General features: G+C 40.5%; 18 protein-coding genes, 1 rRNA gene and 1 pseudogene. 6 read left to right on the forward strand and 14 right to left on the reverse strand.

Annotated features, from left to right (window positions below; genetic code table 11):
- On the forward strand, positions 1 to 567 hold a 567-nt coding region (rplA, locus tag IKL48_02195; protein MBR3603490.1), incomplete at its 5' end, for a 50S ribosomal protein L1.
- 92 nt (positions 568 to 659) lie between these two features.
- Complete coding sequence (locus IKL48_02200) at positions 660 to 1,652, forward strand: trypsin-like serine protease (GenBank protein ID MBR3603491.1); 993 nt, start codon at positions 660 to 662, stop codon at positions 1,650 to 1,652.
- A 29-nt stretch (positions 1,653 to 1,681) separates the two neighbouring features.
- On the opposite strand, the gene obgE is transcribed toward IKL48_02200, so the two are convergent.
- The 4 genes from obgE to rplU form a co-directional block, all read right to left on the reverse strand.
- A complete protein-coding gene (gene obgE, locus IKL48_02205; GenBank protein ID MBR3603492.1) occupies positions 1,682 to 3,067 on the reverse strand; it encodes a GTPase ObgE in 1,386 nt (461 codons plus the stop codon).
- Between the two features lie 21 nt (positions 3,068 to 3,088).
- The gene (locus IKL48_02210) at positions 3,089 to 3,244 is read right to left on the reverse strand and encodes a hypothetical protein (GenBank protein ID MBR3603493.1); all 156 of its coding nucleotides are present in this window, start codon (positions 3,242 to 3,244) and stop codon (positions 3,089 to 3,091) included.
- Positions 3,245 to 3,342: 98 nt separating this feature from the next.
- Positions 3,343 to 3,672, reverse strand: coding sequence for a 50S ribosomal protein L27 (gene rpmA / locus IKL48_02215; GenBank protein MBR3603494.1), 330 nt, complete (start codon positions 3,670 to 3,672; stop codon positions 3,343 to 3,345).
- 17 nt (positions 3,673 to 3,689) lie between these two features.
- A complete protein-coding gene (gene rplU / locus IKL48_02220; protein ID MBR3603495.1) occupies positions 3,690 to 4,013 on the reverse strand; it encodes a 50S ribosomal protein L21 in 324 nt (107 codons plus the stop codon).
- Positions 4,014 to 4,535: 522 nt separating this feature from the next.
- Between rplU and IKL48_02225 the strand changes: the two are divergent.
- A pseudogene (locus tag IKL48_02225) lies at positions 4,536 to 4,619 on the forward strand (prepilin-type N-terminal cleavage/methylation domain-containing protein).
- A 418-nt stretch (positions 4,620 to 5,037) separates the two neighbouring features.
- On the opposite strand, the gene mnmA reads toward IKL48_02225, so the two are convergent.
- The 4 genes from mnmA to IKL48_02245 form a co-directional block, all read right to left on the reverse strand.
- Entirely contained in the window at positions 5,038 to 6,114 is a 1,077-nt protein-coding gene (gene mnmA, locus IKL48_02230) for a tRNA 2-thiouridine(34) synthase MnmA (protein MBR3603496.1), read from the reverse strand.
- A gap of 114 nt (positions 6,115 to 6,228) precedes the next feature.
- A complete protein-coding gene (locus tag IKL48_02235) occupies positions 6,229 to 7,452 on the reverse strand; it encodes an HD domain-containing protein (GenBank protein ID MBR3603497.1) in 1,224 nt (407 codons plus the stop codon).
- Entirely contained in the window at positions 7,445 to 8,719 is a 1,275-nt protein-coding gene (locus IKL48_02240) for a (Fe-S)-binding protein (protein MBR3603498.1), read from the reverse strand. The genes IKL48_02235 and IKL48_02240 overlap by 8 nt, the downstream gene beginning before the upstream one ends.
- Complete coding sequence (locus IKL48_02245) at positions 8,716 to 10,710, reverse strand: FAD-binding protein (protein MBR3603499.1); 1,995 nt, start codon at positions 10,708 to 10,710, stop codon at positions 8,716 to 8,718. The genes IKL48_02240 and IKL48_02245 overlap by 4 nt, the downstream gene beginning before the upstream one ends.
- A 34-nt stretch (positions 10,711 to 10,744) precedes the next feature.
- On the opposite strand from IKL48_02245, the gene IKL48_02250 reads away from it, so the two are divergent.
- Positions 10,745 to 11,524 carry a metallophosphoesterase gene (locus tag IKL48_02250; GenBank protein MBR3603500.1) on the forward strand — a complete coding sequence of 260 codons (780 nt, stop codon included), beginning with the start codon at positions 10,745 to 10,747 and terminating at the stop codon, positions 11,522 to 11,524.
- Between the two features lie 15 nt (positions 11,525 to 11,539).
- Here IKL48_02250 and ybeY read toward each other — a convergent pair whose 3' ends face one another.
- The 5 genes from ybeY to IKL48_02275 all read right to left on the reverse strand — a co-directional run bounded on the left by ybeY (position 11,540) and on the right by IKL48_02275 (position 16,257).
- Positions 11,540 to 11,989: an rRNA maturation RNase YbeY gene (gene ybeY / locus IKL48_02255; GenBank protein MBR3603501.1), complete on the reverse strand. Its 450-nt coding sequence runs from the start codon at positions 11,987 to 11,989 to the stop codon at positions 11,540 to 11,542.
- Positions 11,986 to 12,930: a PhoH family protein gene (locus tag IKL48_02260; GenBank protein MBR3603502.1), complete on the reverse strand. Its 945-nt coding sequence runs from the start codon at positions 12,928 to 12,930 to the stop codon at positions 11,986 to 11,988. The genes ybeY and IKL48_02260 overlap by 4 nt, the downstream gene beginning before the upstream one ends.
- Positions 12,931 to 12,991: 61 nt before the next feature.
- Positions 12,992 to 14,203 carry a glucose-1-phosphate adenylyltransferase gene (gene glgC / locus IKL48_02265; protein ID MBR3603503.1) on the reverse strand — a complete coding sequence of 404 codons (1,212 nt, stop codon included), beginning with the start codon at positions 14,201 to 14,203 and terminating at the stop codon, positions 12,992 to 12,994.
- Between the two features lie 21 nt (positions 14,204 to 14,224).
- Positions 14,225 to 14,908: an FAD-dependent thymidylate synthase gene (locus IKL48_02270; protein ID MBR3603504.1), complete on the reverse strand. Its 684-nt coding sequence runs from the start codon at positions 14,906 to 14,908 to the stop codon at positions 14,225 to 14,227.
- Between the two features lie 17 nt (positions 14,909 to 14,925).
- Positions 14,926 to 16,257, reverse strand: coding sequence for a hypothetical protein (locus IKL48_02275; GenBank protein ID MBR3603505.1), 1,332 nt, complete (start codon positions 16,255 to 16,257; stop codon positions 14,926 to 14,928).
- A 43-nt stretch (positions 16,258 to 16,300) separates the two neighbouring features.
- On the opposite strand from IKL48_02275, the gene IKL48_02280 reads away from it, so the two are divergent.
- Positions 16,301 to 16,684, forward strand: a complete 384-nt coding sequence (locus tag IKL48_02280; GenBank protein MBR3603506.1) for a MazG family protein — start codon at positions 16,301 to 16,303, stop codon at positions 16,682 to 16,684.
- Positions 16,685 to 17,183: 499 nt separating this feature from the next.
- Here IKL48_02280 and IKL48_02285 read toward each other — a convergent pair whose 3' ends face one another.
- On the reverse strand, positions 17,184 to 18,200 hold the full coding sequence (locus IKL48_02285) for a squalene/phytoene synthase family protein (protein ID MBR3603507.1): 1,017 nt from the start codon (positions 18,198 to 18,200) through the stop codon (positions 17,184 to 17,186).
- A gap of 1,123 nt (positions 18,201 to 19,323) precedes the next feature.
- Between IKL48_02285 and IKL48_02290 the strand changes: the two genes are divergently transcribed.
- Positions 19,324 to 19,682, forward strand: a 16S ribosomal RNA gene (locus IKL48_02290); the annotation flags it as partial.

The raw sequence follows: 19,682 nt of genomic DNA on the forward strand, positions 1-19,682 counted from the left end.
ACCATAGAATTACACGTCAGCTTAGGCATTGACACCAAAAAAGCCGACCAACAAGTGCGCACCACCGTGGTGTTGCCGCATGGTACCGGTAAAACCAAACGCATTGCCGTTATCGCCAAAGGCGAAAAAGCGCAAGAAGCCCAACAAGCCGGCGCTGATATGGTGGGAGCGGAAGATATTGTAGAAGACGTAATCAAAGGCAAAATTGACTTTGACGTCTTGGTTGCCACGCCCGACACCATGAAAGACTTGGCCAAAGCCGCCAAAATTTTGGGTCCTCGCGGACTTATGCCGAACCCGAAAAGCGGTACGGTGACGTTTGACTTAGCCAAAACGATTGCTGAGCTTAAAGCCGGTCGTGTAGAATTCAAAGCGGATGCTTATGGTATTGTACACACCGTAATTGGCAAAGCTTCTTTTGATGCGGAAAAGTTGACTGAAAATGCCAAATCCGTATTGGAAACCATCTTGCGTGTGAAACCCAGCACCTCTAAAGGCACCTATTTGAAGAGCATCACGATGAGCTCTACGATGGGACCTGGTGTACATGTTTCCACCAGCAAATAATCTTTTGCCAAGAGATGATAAAAGCCCCACTTTTATAGTGGGGCTTTTTTTGCTCATTTTATTATCCGTAGATAAATTGCTACAATAAAAGTATGAAAAAACTCTTTTTGATATGGGTGCTATTTTTTACTTCTTTTTTTCTCCATGCACAGGTAAGTTTTGTTTCTGTCGTGGATGAAGATAGTCATAGTAAAAAAGAAGATTTTTATCATACTTTTGAATATTATATTATCCCTGAAAAAGGACAAGCTACCAAATGCCAAGCCACACGGGTAGGAAGAAAATGGTTTGCAACGGCTGCTCATTGCGTGATAACTGCTTGTGCAGACAAATGTACTTTACGCTTGGATTTGTTGGAAGAATCCACCTCTGTTTTTTTAGATGTGACACATACAAAGAAAAAAGAGCATGTTTTTATACATCCGAAATATAATCCGAAAGTTCCTGCCTCTTATGATTTTGCTTTGCTCAAAATAGATCCCGTTTCCGCCTACAAAAGTTATTATCGCCGTCCGACAAAAGATAAAAAAGGGCAGAATGTTTGGATTTCTCGTCAGGCCTTTGATAACTTTTTATCTAAGAATAGTTCTGCGCGGTATGCTTATAAGGAAGTATTAAGCCCTTCATTGCCTCCGCTTTTAGTGTTTGAAGATTCTACCAGAAAAGTGGATAGAAAACTTTCCGTCATTTCTATTTTTGACGGGAAACGTGTTATTTTGAAAAATCCTAACCCTACGTATTATGTAAAAGAGTTGGGCTTTGCCTATACCGATAGTTTTGGTGTAAAAAAGGGAATGAGCGGATCGGGTGTGATGACCAACACAGGAGAACTGGCCGGTATTATTTCCGGACATTTAGGCATTAGCAATAAAGAAATGGAAAAAGAAAAACAATTTTTTATGTTTACTGCGTTTAACAAAAGTTTAATGGAGTTTATGGAACAGACGATGAATAGCGATTATTATAAAATGGAACGAAAATCAGCCTCTCCCAACTATGTTCTTCGAACTACCAAAAATCATCAGCAGATTATTAATATAGTTCGTCTTCTTTCTCAAGGAAACGACACCATTTTTGTACCGTAAAAAAGCCGCCAGAAATGGCGGCTTTAATTTTAAAGACTTTCTTTTTTGGCCTTTCTTCTTTCAGCTCTTTTGGCTAAACGTTCGGCCTTTGTTTCACGGCGTTTATAGCCTGCATGATCCGGATTTTCAGCGGCATGCTTGTCTAAACTGCCGTTCCATTCAAACTCTCTGCCTCCGGCTACAATCGGGTCTCCGTCTTGTACTCCGGCTTTTAAGAGGGCTTTTTCCAGACCGATTTTTTTGAAAATACCGCGCAGACGTGCCACTGCTTCTGCTTGGGTAAAGTTGGTCATGGCGATAAATTCGTCAATCTTTTTTCCTGTAATACGCACGATGCCTTCTTCGTCTCTGTCAATGGTAAAAATAGGCTCTACTTTATGTAAAACGGCCTTTGGCGCTTCAAGTTCTATCACCGGTACCGGAGTGACGGAAAGGATTTTGACCACTTCATCTAAGACCTGTTTGACCCCTTGTCCCGTAGCGGCAGACATCAGCATAACGGGGAATTTTTTATATTTCTTTTTAATTTGCTCATAGGCCTTTTGAGCCGTTGGCAAATCTGCCTTGTTAATGGCAATAATGCGCGGCTTTTTGGCAAGTTCTTTATCAAATTGCTTTAATTCTTTTTCGATAACTTTGGCTGATTCTGCTGCATTCATGCCGTCAAAACCGTCAGGATCTATCAAATGCAACAACACACGCGTACGTTCGATGTGCTTTAAAAATTGATGTCCAAGACCTTTCCCTTCGCTGGCTCCTTCAATAATACCGGGAATATCGGCCGTAGCGAAAGACATCCCCTTATGCATGGTAATACCTAAATTTGGGTTTAAGGTGGTGAAAGGATAGTCTGCAATTTTAGGACGTGCGCTGGAAATAGCGGTTAAAAAAGTGCTTTTGCCTGCATTCGGGAAACCGACAAGCCCCAAATCTGCTAATACTTTTAACTCTAAAATCAGGGTAATTTCTTCTCCGGGTTGGCCGAGTTCTGCCATGTGCGGGCAGGTGTTATTGCGCGTCTTAAAAGATTGGTTTCCGCGTCCGCCCATGCCTCCTTTGGCAACGGTGAGTTGTTGACCATGCTGCGTAATATCCCCCAGCAGTTGCCCATCTTTATAAATCAATGTGCCCAAAGGAACCAAAATGATTTTATTTTCACCCCCGCGCCCTGTTTTATTATAAGTGCCGCCCTTTTCTCCGGCTTGGGCTTCGATATGAGGATTATATGCTAGTTCTAAAAGAGTGGTGAGGTTGCTTTCACCCTGAATGATAACATCTCCGCCTTTACCACCACAACCGCCGTTGGGGCCGCCAAACTCAATAAATTTCTCGCGGCGAAAAGACATACAGCCATCTCCGCCTTTACCGGCGGTGATATAGATTTTAACACGGTCTAAAAAACTTCCTGATTGCATATATACCCTCTTATATAACGGCTAATGATTAAAATCTTCTTGCCCGTTTTTAAGTAGTTTCTTGCTCAAAGCCCGTTTGGCTTTACTTCTTGCTCGTTTGGCTTTGGTGCGAGCAGAAGTTTTGGAGGTGGCCCAGCCCCACTCATCTTGCTTAACAGGCAAAATTTTATCTTTCATATCTTATTCTAACATAAGTACGCGTTTATGCATACTCAGAAAAAAGATTCGGCAAAAAAAGCGGCGGGTGTTGGCCCGCCGCTTCAAAACCGAAACGCTTATTTGGTTTCCGTCTTTTTGGCCTTGGCCGGAGCTTTTTTAGCTTTCGGAGCAGCGGCTTTTTTGGTTTCCGTTTCTTTCGGATAGACGGAAATCTGTTTTTTGCCTCTGTAGGCCCATTCAAACGTGACGATACCATCAACGCGAGCAAAAAGGCTGTCGTCGCTGGCGCGGGTGACGTTGGTACCCGGCAAGAACTTGGTGCCTTTCTGGCGGACGATGATTTCACCGGCGCGTACGAACTGGGAACCGTAGCGTTTGACACCCAGACGTTGACCGTGGCTGTCTCTTCCGTTGGAGGAAGAACCTTGTGCTTTTGTATGTGCCATAGTTTATCCTCTCCCAATTACCCGAGTACGATATCGGTGATTTTGATTTGCGTTAAATCCTGTCTGTGACCACGGGTTCTTTCGTAGCCTTTTTTGGGTCTTCTTTTGAAGACCAGGATTTTCGGACCTCTCAAATGTTTGACCACTTGAGCGGTGACCTTAGCGTTTTGAGACGCTTTGGTATCTGCTGAGGTACCTTCTTCAGAGGCGGCCCAGAGAACTTTCAGTTCTACGTTGGCACCGACTTCTGCTTCCAGCTTTTCAACCTGCAGATCTTGACCGGGTTTTACCCAGTACTGTTTTCCACCAGTTTCGATGATTGCGTACATGTTTTTTTCCATTTTTTGCGCACAAACCTCCGCCTCGCTCTAAGCGTGGCAGAAGTAAAGTGCTTACTTCAAGTATTTATATTATAACTTATTTGGTAAGGAAAATCTATCTGTGAGGTAATAAAACGGCTTTTTCATTTGCTGGTCTGAATTTGGGCAAACCATTTTCCACCTTTAAGTTTCTTGCCTCCGCCTTGCCTGCGCCTCTTTTTACTTTTTCTCATTGCCGAAAAAGTAAGCAAAAAGGCTAGTCGGCAGACAAAGCAAAAAATACTTTACGCAAAGAATATTTTTTAAACTCGCTACGCTCAAACAAAAAAATATTTTTTCCTTTGCGTAAAGTATTTTTAAAACGCTTTGAATGCCGACGTTTTAACACAAGGAACCCCCTTTTTATTTTTTGGTTGTTTTCCGTCGGAAAAGTGCGCTACCTCTTGACTTGTTTTTTTTTTTGCTACAATTTCAGCGTTGCCCTCAGACCCAAATCCTACGTGTTGTTTGTTGGGTCTTAAAGCCGTGTAAAAGGAGAGAAAAATGAAAAAAGGTTTTACGTTGATAGAACTATTGGTAGTGGTGCTGATTATCGGAATTTTATCTGCGGTCGCTTTACCGCAGTATACTATAGCGGTAGAAAAAGCTCGCGCCACGGAAGTCTTGTCTAATATTGCTACCATTAAACAGCAAATAGAATTATATATGTTGGAAAATGGTCTGCCCGAAACGGGGGGAATCTATTATAAGGATTTTGCAACGGTTCAACTTTCCGGTGGAGAATGGAGCGACAATAACTTCTACTTAACAGAAAACGCTGACTACACTATATATGTCCAAGATGGTTATGCCGATATAGAAGTTACTTTAAACAGCGGAGCAACTTTTTATAGCGATACGCGACCTAATTCTGGTTATAACGGGGATAGCCCTATAGGAATTTGGTACAACTCGTGTGTCACACAAAATGAAGAGCTGGGGCGAAAAATTTGCAAACAATACGAAAGTATTGGTTGGAAATATGTTGATGGGGAATTATAACCTTTTACAAAATGATACCACCGCCTAAAACAATGTCATCTTGATACAATACCGCACTTTGTCCGGCCGTAATAGAAAGTTGCGGTTCTTTAAATTGGGCCTTGATTTCCGTACCATTCGAACTTACGCGCACATGGGCCGGTGCTGCGTAATGCAAGTTGCGGATTTTGATTTTACAATCAAATTCTTCTGCGGGCGGTTGGCCCAAAGTCCAACACATATTATCGGCTTGCAACGTATCTTTATAAAGTGCGCTTTTGGGGCCGATAATCACTTTGTTGTTAGGGGCATCAATTCCTACCACGTACATAGGTTCTTTAAATCCGCTGATGCCCAAGCCTTTACGTTTTCCGATGGTATAACCCCAAATTCCCGTATGTTTTCCGATAATGGTGCCATCTTGCAAAATCATATCTCCGGATTTGTTGGGGAAGTTTAATAAATCATTATAATCTCCGCAATAAAAATCTTGGCTGTCTTCTTTATCGGCTACAGCCAAGCCGGCTTTTCGGGCCAAAGCGCGGATTTCCGCTTTGCCCAAATTGCCTAGCGGAAATAAAATATCAGCCAGCTGCGCCTGTGACAGACGATGCAAAAAATAACTTTGGTCGCGCGCAGGGTCTAGGCCTGTTTTTAGATAAAAAGTCCCTTCTTTTTCTTCTATTCGCGCGTAATGACCGGTGGCAAATTTATCAAAAGAAATACCTAAGGCATGTACGGCTTGCGGTAAAACGCCAAACTTAATCAGGCTGTTGCAAATAACGCAAGGATTGGGCGTGCGCCCTTGAGCATATTCTGTGCGGAAGTTTTCCAATACGGTCTTGCGGTATTGCTCACGACAATCTACTGTCAAATATTCAATCCCTATTTTTTCTGCCAAGAGGCGGATTTCGCTCACGTCTTCTTTTTCCGGAGATAAACACGCGTTTTGGTTATGCCCATTTGTAGGAATAGGCAGAGAAGGATCCCAAATCATCATGGTTGCCCCAATAACGCGGTATCCCTGTTCTTTAAGCAGTAAAGCAGCTGCTGCGGAGTCTACTCCGCCGCTTAAGCCAATGAGTACAGTCTTTTTGTCCATCATATCCTCTATATTCATAAGATTTGTACTTAAGGTTGAAAGCCAAAAGGACTCTTATATTTTAGTAATTTTAAAATAGATAAAAAAGAAGCCCCGTTTTAAACGGGGCAAAAATTAAGGTCTTGGCGGTAAAGGTTTATTTGGCACACTTACCGGAGTCTCGGGCGATTTCATCGCGGGAACGGGTTTTTCATTTGTTTGGGTATTTTGGTTTAAATATAATTTTTTCACGGAAGAATAAATCTTTTTAAACGCAGCCACAATACGCGGGTCAAACGCTTTTCCGGATTCTCCCAAAATGTATTGGTAAGCATCGTCTGTTTTCCATGCTTTTTTGTATACGCGGGAGACACATAATGCATCAAAAACGTCCGCTACGGTAATAATGCGCGCTTCCAACGGGATATCTTCACCTTGTAATCCTTTGGGATATCCGGCACCGTTCCACTTTTCATGATGATACAAACTCATTTTGTAGGCTACTTGCAATACTTTGGAGTGAGCTCCCTCCAAAATACGTCCACCGTAAACGGTGTGAGATTTCATGATTTCAAATTCTTCATTGGATAATTTGCCGGGTTTTAGCAAAATATTATCTGCCAAAGCCACTTTGCCGATGTCATGCAGCGGGCTGGCATTTTTAATGAGTTCAGCTTCTTTTTTAGTCATGCCCAAAGCAAGGGCCAACAAATAAGAAATAATGCTGATGTTTTTTAAGTGTGCTCGGGTATCTTGCTGGTCACGATATTCCGCTGTCACAGCCAAGCGATAGATGGTTTCCAATTGAGCCACGTGTACGTCTTGATAAAGTTTGGCAATTTCAATAGAACTTGCCGCTAAGGTAGCAAGTAAAAGCAAAATGCCCTCGTCTTTGTTGTCAAACGGGGATCCGTCGGCTTTATTGGCCACTTGAAAAACGCCCAATACTTTGCCATTATTGTTTTTTAAAGGAATGGTGAGCAAGGTGTGCGTGCGGAAATCCGTCACCATATCAATGGCCATAGAAAAGCGGTCATCTTCATAAGCGTTTTCTAAATTGATGGTTTCGCCGGTTCGGGCTACAATAGCGGCAATATTGTTGCCGTCCAAAGGAAGCCTGATTTCCGTATGTTCCAAGCCTTTTCCCTGTACAATTTTGGACCAAAGTTCATTGCGTTCTACGTCTTTTAAATAAATAGTACAACGGCCCACATTTAACATGCGGGTAATTTGGCGCGCAATAATATCAAGCAGTTTATCCAGCCGAAGTTCGCTGGAAATCCGCGTACCGAATTCTACGAGAAGATTTAGTTTCTCGTCAGCCGTAAGTTTATGATTTTCCTGCTTAAAATCAGTCATATTGATCCTGTAAATACACAATGTGATGTGCTTTTGCCGTTGGATAATGTTGCTTGAGGGCATTACCCAACATCAGCGCAGCCCAACCGGATAAACAATAAACTTGTTTAATTTGTTGTCGCGCAATATCTTTGACATTTTCAAGCAAAATTTTTTCCGTCTGAAAAGGGCGAACAACAACGCCCCCCTCCAACGGGATAGGGAAACGACTATAATCACACTCTAGCAAATTTTTTCCCGCTTGTGTCTTTAATATTTTTCGCACGTGAGAAATGTTTTCTGCTGGGAGAAATAATAATCCAGAATAATCCAAAGCAGTTTTAAGTTTTTTGGTGGATTTTTTGGGTTTTATAAAATCAGCAATATAGCGAACTTTAGCCGAAAAGCGCTCGGCCCGTTTTTGCCAACCGGGTAAAGAAGAAAACAACATGGGATAATTTTTTAAAAAAGCAAAGATTTCCCAAGAGTCAGTGACCAAAGGTGCTTTGAGGGAAGAAATTTTCTCCCACTGAGTAAGCAGATTTTTGGCTTGCGTTAAACAACGGATATTGTCGCCATACAAATATTCAAAAAGGCCTGAAGAAGTATGAAAAAGAATGTGCGTTTTTTTATTTAATATCTGAATAGATTTTTGGCCGATATCAGGCTCTATATAGCATGCTTGAAAAGAGGGCAGATAAATAAAATCCGGTTGTAAAGGGGAAAAATGAAAATTTATTTTTTTCAGTTCCTTTTGAAAACTTCTTTTAGGAGCCGGCAAAGTACGATGGGCATATTTAGCCCAATAAAGAGGGGATTTGCGGCTGATAGCAAAAACTGTAAATAATTTATAGCGACGCAAAAATTGCACCAAACCCATAAAGAAATCAAAAAGTCGAGGAAAAGATTCTTTAATTCTCCAAAAAATTTTTAGAGAAGTCGGTAGTTTCTTAAGACTTGTTGCTTTGCTTAAACAAAGTACCTGTTGTGCAACGGCAATGGCCCCCGCGCAAGAGAGACTGCAACGGCCACATAGCAGACAACTTTGAGAAGTTTGGCGTATCAACGGGAGATGATTTTCTGCCTTTATTTTTCCTTCTAGTATTAAACGCAGCAGTTGCACCCGCCCTCTGGGCGAAGACGTTTCCTCCGGTTTTATCAAATAAGAAGGGCAACTTTGCAGACAAGCATTGCAACGCGTGCAACGCATGATGCTACTTTGTAAGGGTTTTGGTCCGTCAGAGGAAGACATGGGAGAAAAAGGATTTAAATAAAATTTTTTCTTCATGAAGATTTAACCTCCTCTGAAATAAATAAAAAGTCCGGATCTATTTCTTTTTTCATATTTTGAAACAGTGCATCGGTCGGTATAACAGACATATTTTGCAAAGGATAGGCAGGGGGGATGATTGCATAAATTTTAAAAGTTATTTTGGTGATAATCCCCAGCAGGCCCATCGATCCGGTAAAAAGCCTGCACAGATTGTATCCGGCGGCATTTTTAGTGAACTTTCCTCCATAGTTTACGATATCTCCATTTGGCAAAATGGCCTGTATAGAGATAATTTGATTGGTAAAGGCCGGATATCTCTTGCCGGAGACCAACCCTCCTATGGATCCTGCATATTGAGCGGGTAATTGGGCATATACTTTTTCTTGTTCTAGGGCTTTGATTAAACGGCTGAGTTTGACCCCTGCCTGCACCGTAGCGGTAAAATTTTGTTTGTCTATTTCTACTATTTCATCTAAATTTGCCACAGATAAAAGATGAACGGCGTGGCTATTGAGTTGTGTGTTTAAACCACAAATCAAACTAGGAGTCTTGTTTAAAAAACGTTTTTTGATTTCCTGCGACAAGGATTGTACTTTTTTGTTTTCTTCATTGAAAAGACGCGCTTTTTCGGCAAATTGAAGCGGAATAATTTTGCCGGGATTTGCCAAGAGATAAGGGTCAAAAGCCCTTTTGATTTTTTGAAACAAAGAAAGGGTTGCTCCATCATATTGATAAGCCATCAAAGCACGTTTCTGCACACCTACCCCATGCTCTCCGGAAATTGTTCCGCCAAAATCTACGCAAGTTTTTAAAATTTCCTGTAAGGCTTTGTGGACCCGTTGCGTTTGCTCTGCTTGGCGCGAATCAAAAACAATTTGAGGATGAAAATTCCCATCTCCGGCGTGAAATAACAAACTAGCGGTAATGTGGTGTTTATCAATGATTTGCCGTACTTTTTTTAATGCTTGCGGGAGTGCGCTGCGAGGTACGGTGCCGTCTCCTACAGCGACATCAGGGGCCAAAGAGGCCATCGCCGAATAAGCCGCCCTTCGCCCTTGCCACAATTTCTCCCGCTTTTTTTCCGTTTTGGCGGCAGAAAAGGACAGACAGTGATTTTGGCGACAAATATCTTCTAGAATGGGAGATTGTTTTTGAATGGTTTTTATGTCTCCGTCCAATTCTAAAATAAGCAGGGCTTGAGCATCGGTAGGATAACCCGCGTGAGAAAAATTTTCCACCGCTTCTGTTGTAATTTTATCCATTGCTTCTATGCAACGGGGGATAATCCCTTGTGCTACCAGCGCTGTCACTGTCTCAATAGCATTTTCTAAAGAAGAAAATGTAGTTAAAAAGGTTTTAATGTGTTTGGGTGTGGGCAAGAGTTGAACGGTCATCTGTTTAATAAGACCTAAAGTTCCTTCGCTTCCGGCAATCAATCCTAACCAATCGGGACCGGCTTGATCGTGGCGCAGATGATGAGTTTGCCCATCGGGAGTAATAAAATCGATTGCTAAAGTATGCTCAGCCGTATTTCCATATTTCATGCAACGCGCCCCGCTGGCATTTTGTGCCAAATTGCCGGCTAAGGTACTCACTTTTTCGCTGGCGGGATCCGGTGCATAAAAAAACCCTAAAGAAGATACTTCTTTCTGTAAATCTCCCGTCACGACACAAGGTTCTACCTCAGCCAATTTTTGCCTACTGTCTATAGAAAGAATATGGTTAAGCATATTCAAATTCAATACCGCCCCTCCGTAAACAGCACTACAACTGCCGGCATGATTGGTGGCGGAAGCACGTGCAATAAAAGGGATTTTTTCTTTCCAGAGTAAAGAAACGACAGGAGATAATTGGCATGTATTGGTAAAAGTAAGCACGATATCGGGGCGATGGCGACTTTGGGAACAATCGTATCCATTGAGCAAAAGGGCCGCTTCGTCCGTTAAAACATTTTCTTTGCCTAATAAATTTTGTAATTGGCTGATGAGGTGTTTTGATATATGCATAATATAATTTTGCTATACTGTCATTATAGTAATTATGAGCCAATCCAAACCACAACGAAAAATAATAGTCGTCGGAGATGTGCACGGGCATTATGATGCTTTTGTGCATATCTTGCAGCATGCCGAATTGATAGACGCTGATTTGAACTGGATTGGCGGCAGAAATAGACTGGTGCAGATGGGGGATATTTTTGACAGAGGCCCAAAATCTCGCCAAGTGGACGATTTGTTGGACAAAGTGCAACAACAAGCCAATCAAGGACAAGGGGAAGTGATTCGTCTGGTAGGTAATCACGAACTTGAACTGTTGATGAGCAATTTTTTAATTTCTAACTTTAGCAAAGAAGAAGCCAAATTGGTACGGGACAAACTTAAACGGCAGGTGCTTAATTTTGAAATTCGTGCCGCTTATGCCTATAAAGGCTTTTTATTTACACATGCCGGTGTCACGAACAAATTAATGAAAATCTTTAAAATGCAGTTAGACGAATTGACGGAAAACAATGTGGCTATTTTGGCCAATATGATTTTCCGCGAAGCCATTAAACATGAATTTTTTAGACATCCTATTTTTAATATCAGTTTAAACCGCAGCGGTACAGACCGTTTTGGCGGTATCTTCTGGGAAGATTTGGAAGATTTGCTTGTTTCTTGTCCGCGCAGTCAGTTAAGGCAAGTAGTAGGGCATACTCCGGTGGAAAATATCGTGATAGATAACGGAAGAAATATTATTCCGGTGGATGTGGGGTTGCATAGAAAATTGCAATATCTAAAAATTACGGATGATTTGCCGGAAGTAGTGACGATTTCTTAATTTAAAAGCCCGTTTTTAGACGGGCTTTTTCAAGGTGTTTTTGATAATTTTTTCCGCTTGGCGGTCCATTTCGGCTCGTTCTTGTGCAGTATGATCATCTAATCCGCTTAAGTGTAAACAACCGTGTACGGCATACATCATCATTTCTTGCAAAAATGTATGTTGAAATTTGGGGGCATTTTTACGGGCAACCTGATAACAAACATACACATCTCCGAAACTCCATTGTTCCTCACAAACAAAGGGCGGTTTTTCATGATTAAAAGAAATTACATCTGTCACATAGTGATGATTTAAGAAAGTTTTGTTAATGCGTAAAATTTCTTTTTCATCTACAAATACAATGTTTACTTCCGCATTTTCTTTTTGAAATTTTTTAAGAGCCTTCAAACAGGCTTCTTGAAAAATTCCGGTACGATGCAAATACTTGGGTATCTCTGTTTGATAAAAGATATTTATTTTCATTTTTCTGTCTTCACTATTTTCTTTTCCCATTTTTCATAGGCATGTAAAATGTTTTTGACAAGCGGGTGACGCACAACGTCTTCCGGCCCGAAATCTACAAAAGATACTCCGGATACTCCTTTTAAAATCTTGGGTAATTGCAAAAGTGCACTCTGCGATTTTTGCGGTAAATCTATTTGCGTCAAGTCCCCGTTGACCACCATTTTAGAATTAATTCCCATACGGGTTAAAAACATTTTCATTTGGGCGGGCAATGTGTTTTGTGCCTCGTCTAAAATGACAAATGCTTTTTCTAAAGTGCGCCCTCTCATGTAAGCCAGAGGGGCTATTTCTAAAATGTTTCCATATTTCAGTGCGCGAAATTTTTCTACACCTAACATAGAATAAAAAGCATCATAGATAGGACGCAAATAAGGGTCTGTTTTTTCATTGATGTCACCGGGCAAAAAACCCAATTTCTCACCGGCTTCTACTATCGGACGGGTGACGATAATGCGCTCTACCATTCCCAACTCCAAAGCACGTAATGCGCAGGCACAAGCTAAGAAGGTTTTGCCTGTTCCGGCAGGGCCGATGGAAACCAATAGATCATTTTCAAAGACGGCTTCAATATAATTTTTTTGATTTTCGGTACGAGCCTCTATAGGACGAGAATGTTCCGGCCGAAAAATAATGTTATCTTTAAAGGGGATGCGGTCTTGAACAGCATCTTCATTTTTTATTTTTCCGGACATTTCCAATGTTTTTCTCAGTCTGGCCAAAGCTTTGTCTAAACGAGAATGAGTACCCTTTAAAGAAAGCTCAGCACCTTGCCCGTCTTCGGTATATTTTACGATGGCATCAATTTTAAATTCTTTTTCCAAAGCGCGCAATTTGCGGTCCTGCACGCCTAAAGCAAGCAAGATTTCATCTTGGTCTTTTAATAAAATTTTCTTAATCATTATTTAAATTATAATAAAAAACAGGCGGCCTATATAGACCGCCTGTTCCTACAGACATGATTTATAAGAATTTGCTCTTTCCGCGCGGAATGACCACAATGCCGGAAGGATCAATATAATAATGCTGAGCATCATTTTCTTGATTAAAACCAATGGTCTGGTTAGCAGCGATGGTGTTAAAGCGATCTACAATCACTTTTTTAAGTTTGGCTCCTTGTTTGATTTCACAAGAATCCATGATAATACACCCTTCCAATTCTGCACCGTCGTGTACGATTACATTGCTGGCCAATACGCAATTTTTAATCTTGGCGTTGGGATAAATCGTACAACCGTTGCTGACCATAGAGTTTTCTATGTTTCCACCCATATACTTGGTGGGCGGCACGCGGTAGGCCGTCGTATTGATGGGCCATTTGGGGTTATCTAAATCCAATTTGGGAGTAGGGCCCAACAAGTCCATGTGCGTTTGCCAGAAAGATTCGATGGTTCCTACATCTCTCCAATAGCCTTTTTCCTCATAATCTTTAATACCGGGCAATACTTGGCTTTGGAAGTCATAGGCAAAAGTGCGGTGATCGGTTAAGATTTTGGGCAAAATATGTTTACCAAAATCCAAAGAAGGAACATCGCAGAAGCGTTTTTGCAATACTTGCAAAAGGACATCGGCATTAAAAATATAGTTCCCCATAGAGGCAAAAGCCGCATTGGGATTTCCGGGAATCGGACGCGGATTTTTAGGCTTTTCATCAAATTGGATAATGCGGTGATTGTCATCCGTTCCCAATACGCCAAAGGCGGATGCTTCTTTGATGCTGACTGTATTGGCAGCAACGGTGACATCGGCTTTGTTTTTGATGTGAAAATCAATCATTTGGCGCACGTCCATACGATAAATATGGTCAGCCCCGAAAATCGCCACCAAATCCGGTGCAAAATCTTTGACCAAATTGATATTTTGGCGTACGGCATCGGCGGTGCCTCTGTACCAAATTTCACCCATGCGCATTTGCGGCGGTACGGTGGTTAAAAAATGATCCGGAATTAAACCTTCCGTTCTCCAAGAAGTGCGCAAATATTCAATCAAACTTTGTGATAAATATTGCACCAACACATAAGAAGAAAAAATACCGGAATTAACAAAGTTAGACAAAACAAAATCAACAATACGGTATTTTCCTCCAAACGGAACGGCAGGTTTTGAACGTTCTTTAGTCAACGGATAAAGGCGTTCGCCTTTTCCGCCGGCCATAATCATTCCCAAGACTCTCATGGCTTTTCTCCCTTTTGATGATTATTGCGCGCCCAAGGGAAGTTGTTTGTTTAAAGATTCAAAGGCTTCCCAAGTCCACGGCATTTTTTCTTTAAAAATTTCAGCAATTGCATCTGCATAGACGCGAATTTCATATTGAGCGTGACCATCTTGACGCAGTTGTAAGAAGTTGAGCAAACTGCGAGCGTTTACGCTCCAATAAAATTGTGTGTATTGGCACACCGGCAAAACTCCGCGTGCCATTTCACGAGCCACACCGGCCTCAATCAGTTTATTGTAGGCGGTAAAAGAGGCTTCTACGGAATCTTCGTAAATTTTGCGCAAAGCCTCATTGTCAAAATCGGCCGCTACAGAACCTTGACGATTTTTAATATCTTGGCCGCGAAACTCTTGCGGAATGTAGAATTCGTCTTTAACTTGCGTATAGCGTGCGCTGATTTCATTAAAAGAGCCCCAACGATGGCGCATCCACTGGCGAGCTACATAAATCGGGCAACAGACGTGAAATTGAAAATAACAATGTTCAAAAGGGGTATGGTGTCTGTGTTCCAACAGATATTTAATCAGTCCTTTATCTCTTTCTTCCCCTTTGGAAGTCCCTCCGAAAGATACACGGGCAGAACTGACGGCGCGATTATCGCTGCCCATAAAATCTACCAAGCGAATAAATCCTTTGTCTAACAACTGAATGGTTTGGTTTTCCACGAGATTTCTCCTAAATATTATCTATAAATTTCTGTTAAAACGGTTTGGCCGCTGCTCAGCACTTGCGGAAGGAAAATGCCGCGTTTGCTGCAGTTGGTGTCGTATACAAACCCGCTTAAAGAAAGGGTTTCTTTTATATTCAGTTTACCATTTTCATACATCAAAAAATGGATTTTGCTGCCATTATATTGGCCGAATTGTTCGGATAACAAACCCAACTTGGCCGTATTTTCTACGGCAACAAGAGTGGCTTTCCCATCGGGACCATATGCCTGTAAAGATGGATAAAAAGAAATTAGTTCCTGTTTATATTTTACACGATTTGGAGCCGTAGCGAACAAATTATTACTTTCGGCATATTTTCCGTCGAGCAACCGCAGGCGTATTTTGCCATTGGAAGCGGTATAAATAAAGTTGGCGGTATGATTGTTTTGAATTTCATAATAATTGGTGCCGGTAAGCCAATTTCCGCGCGTGGAAATACGGTCGTTATCTAGGCGGAAATTTCCTTTTTCATATTCCAATTCGCGTGCATCGGAGGGTTTTGCTCCGTTAATAAAGGGTTTTTGAGCAAAAATTTCTTTTTCGTCATCACAACCGATCTCTTTTACAAAATAGGGCACAGTGTCGATCAACTGAAAGGCATTATCTTGTATTTTAAAAATGAGGGTAGAAATTTTTTGTTTATTTTCGTCATATACGGTGGCAAAAATCTGTGCATAAGGGGCGTCCATAAGGTCTTTTGCCGACAGAGTAATAGGTTTTTTGCCGGAAGGTATTTGATATTGATTAATTTTTTGCAAAATGCCCTGTTCATCTTGATAAAGGGTTAATTGTCCTTTGGTGTCTAAGGTGACAATTTCTTCATCAGGAAAGGCTGTTAAATCCGTTTTGACGGCGCTGATAATTTCCTGTTCCAAGACGGGATATTCTTTTATTTTCCGTTCGGAGGAAATTACAGATTTTGGTTGAGGTTTTGAAGGAACAGACGAAACGGATGTGGATGTGGTCTTCGGAGTAGAAAAGAAAACCGCTTCTTGCCCGATAGAATAAACCGTCTTGTCAGGCATTTGGCCTATGGCGTATAAAGGTTGTACTTCCGTTATTTTTCCTTCTGCGGAATAGTGATTAATAAGGCCCAAATTTTTCCCTGTTTTGGGGTTGATTAATTTTTCTTGAGAGGTGATTATTTTAAAACTGTCTCCGACGGATACCTGCCGGTTAAACTCAGAGGTATCCAAAAAGACTTTTTGACCGTCTTGTTTGACAATAACTACTTGTGCCCAAGCGCTATGAAAGAAACAAACGAATATCAAAATAGAGAGCAATAGTTTTAAATTTATTTTCATATAATAATGGTATAGCATTTTTTCCGGAGAGGAACAAGAAAATATGAAAAAGAATTTTACTGATTTAATAGAAACGATTGCGACTCTGCGCGGTCCGAACGGTTGCCCGTGGGATAAAAAGCAAACGCACGAAAGTTTGATAAAATGCTTGCAAAACGAAAGCCAAGAACTGATTGATGCCATTAATAATAAAGATGTTGAGAATATGAAAGAAGAACTGGGAGATGTCCTTTTGCAAGTGATTATGCACGCACAAATTGCTAAAGAAGAAGGGCTTTTTGATATAGAAGACGTGATGATCTATTTAGATGAAAAACTTCACCGCCGTCACCCACATGTATTTGGTGATCATGCGCAGGCAACATCGCCCGAAGAAGCGCTGGCTCTCTGGAAAGAAATGAAGAAAAAAGAAAAAGAAAATAAATAACAGATTTTTTGTTTTCTTCAGGACTTATTCTTTTTTTATTTAAACCCTTGAAAATAACATTTTTATCCGCTATGCTATTTATGTGAGATAATCAGCGGCGAGGGTGTTTGCCAGAAATGGCCTCTCTCATTTTGCGTTGATTATCTCTTTTTTATTCCCATTCATGTAACCCTGCATTTTTTTCTTCCACCTGTTTCAAGGAATGCAGTTGCACTGTGTAGATTTTGTTTTCAAATTTTAATGTTGATTTCACAAACGATGGATTTTTCCCAAAAATAAACCCCCGCATATTATTTCGGGGGTTTAGCTCATGTATGTCATTTTCATGACTTCTGTTCCTCTTTCTCGTCGGGGCTATGTGCTCGGGTCTTTACGCAATCGGGAGACACGCCGTGCCGCCTGCAACTGCAACCAAGAGCCTCATGCTTTCCAACGATACTTCATACCATTAATATAAGCCGAATATCTAAAATTTCAAGTACCAAAAAGGACCTATTTTTTATAGGTCCTTTTTATTTGTGAAAAGTTTTTTCTCTAACCACTTATTAAATAATCTGTCACATACAAGTATGGGCGGCGTGGCAAACATGGTGAGATATATACAAGAACGCGGTATTTTGACCCGACGGGAATTATCCAATAAATAAAGTTCTTCGGAGATTTTATTTAATGTGTCTCCTGCCCACAATACAGGCCAGGCTACGGCCGCGCGGTGTTTGGCTTGTGTCTTGGGGAGGGCAGCAAAATATTTTTTGGCTGAATTTAGTTTTGATCTGCCCCATTCAATCCATTTTTGTTTAATGGGTTCAAAACGGGCGCTGTTTTTTTCATCTAAAAGGTCTTCTGGCTTCAGTCCATATTTTTTTAAATCTTCCTCGGGGAAATAGCACCGGCCGATGCGCAAATCTCTAGGTAAATCGCGCAAAATATTTACGATTTGTTCTGCATCTCCAATATCTTTGCCTAATGCTAAAAAGTCTGTTTCATTAATGGCTACTTTTACATGAGAGAGAATGAGTTTGCTCCAAAAAACTCCCGGCGCTCCACCCATTAAGTGACAATAATGTTCTAAATCTTGTGTTGTTTTCAGAGCCTTTACTTGGTGGGAGTTCTCCGGCGGAAAAACTTCCAAATCCATTTTCATTCCGTCGCATACGGCATTCACCACTTCCAAGATGGTTTCTTTTTGTTTTTCGGTCAATGTATTGAAACTTGCTAAACATAAAGGGAAATTATGTAATAATTTTTCTTCATATGTATTAGAAGAAGAACCCGAAATTTCTGATACTAATTTTTCTTGATCTTGGGGATTAGGGTGGATAATCATATCCGGAAATTTTTTGATCCAATATAATCTTTTTTCACAAGAAATCAAAGAGGTATCTGCAATACTATCTGCATATCTGCATAATAAATAAGCAATGCAAAATGTATCTCGTACTTCGACAGGAAGCAACCTTGCACTGAGATACAAACTGCGAGAAGTGTTTTTTAGCAATTCATTTAGATTTGTCATAACCTTATAAAAATAATATAAAATTTTGTTGATATAAAAAACAAATTTTTATTATAAAGTATTGTGTTTTAAAAGAGAAAATTTGTTTTTTTAAACCTATTATTAAAGTAATATGAGGAAAAATAATAAAAATTTTATCGTACGCGCGCGCACGCGCGCACTATATATATTGGTTTGTAGATATCAAAAGATTTAAATAAAATGTTGCAAAATAAATTTTGTTTTGCTAAAATATATACATACTTAAACGATTGATCTTTTATTAAAACTCTTAGAAGCAAAGCGGAAAAAGTTGAGAGTAAAGTAAGCAAGTAGTTTGAAAAACATACTTTTCTCAGACGGAGAAAAAAATTGTTGACAAACAAAAATATTTTTGCTATACTATTTATATAGAGAACGAAATGGTTCGTTCTTACGATAACAAAAGACCTCTTTTTAATCTTTTTTAAAAAGAAATAAAAAAGGGGCTTGACATTTCTGTCTTTTTTTGTTATACTATAAAGGTAGTCGGAATTGCTCTTTTAATCAACATAATAAACCATTTAGTTTTACAACAGATGTTTTCAGGCAGTTGGATATCCCCTTATATTAGAAAAGGTAGACAGATAGTCCAGACCGAGCTAGAAAACCCCGTAAAACCCGATTACATTACTTTTTGTCTTTTACCTCCGCCTTTTTGGCAAGACTTACTTGAAGAATCAAGAAGTTATCAAAAAAAGACTTGACAAACTTTTAAAAATTTGCTACACTATAAGAGTAGTAAGAAAAGTCAGGCTCCTGAAAATAAAATAAAAAAAGGACTTGACAAACGCGAAAGATTTTTGTTATAATATCTTTATAGCAATGAGGCTATAGAGAAATAATAAAAAATTTCCCTTGTCTTTCGGTGGACGAAAGGACAACGAGGAAATTTCGCTCTCTGAAAATTTGACAGCAATGTGCGAATGGGCGATTTGAAACGGAAGAACCCTTCGGGGTGAAACGGTTCAAGGCTCATTAAGTATGTCACAGCTTTATAAATGTGACACCAAGTTAATTCAAAAAAGTATAGAGTCAAATGTCAACAGCTCGATGTTAGCGATTGGTAATCATTGAACTGCTTGCAGTTTAACGATTATTAATTCTAATGGAGAGTTTGATCCTGGCTCAGAGTTAACGCTGGCATCGTGCATAACACATGCAAGTCGAACGGGACTTAATTTGTAGCTTGCTATAGATTAAGTTTAGTGGCAGACGGGTGAGTAATACATAAGGAATTTACCTCTGAGTGGGGAATAACAGTCCGAAAGGATTGCTAATACCCCATAACATATCTGAATGGCATCATTTAGATATCAAAGATTTATCGCTTGGAGAGAATCTTATGGTCTATCAGCTAGTTGGTAGGGTAACGGCCTACCAAGGCGACGACGGATAGCCGGCCTGAAAGGGCGACCGGCCACAAGGGCACTGAGACACGGGCCCTACTCCTACGGGAGGCAG

It is taken from the genome of Elusimicrobiaceae bacterium, assembly GCA_017520185.1.
Classification (GTDB): Bacteria; Elusimicrobiota; Elusimicrobia; order Elusimicrobiales; family Elusimicrobiaceae; genus Avelusimicrobium.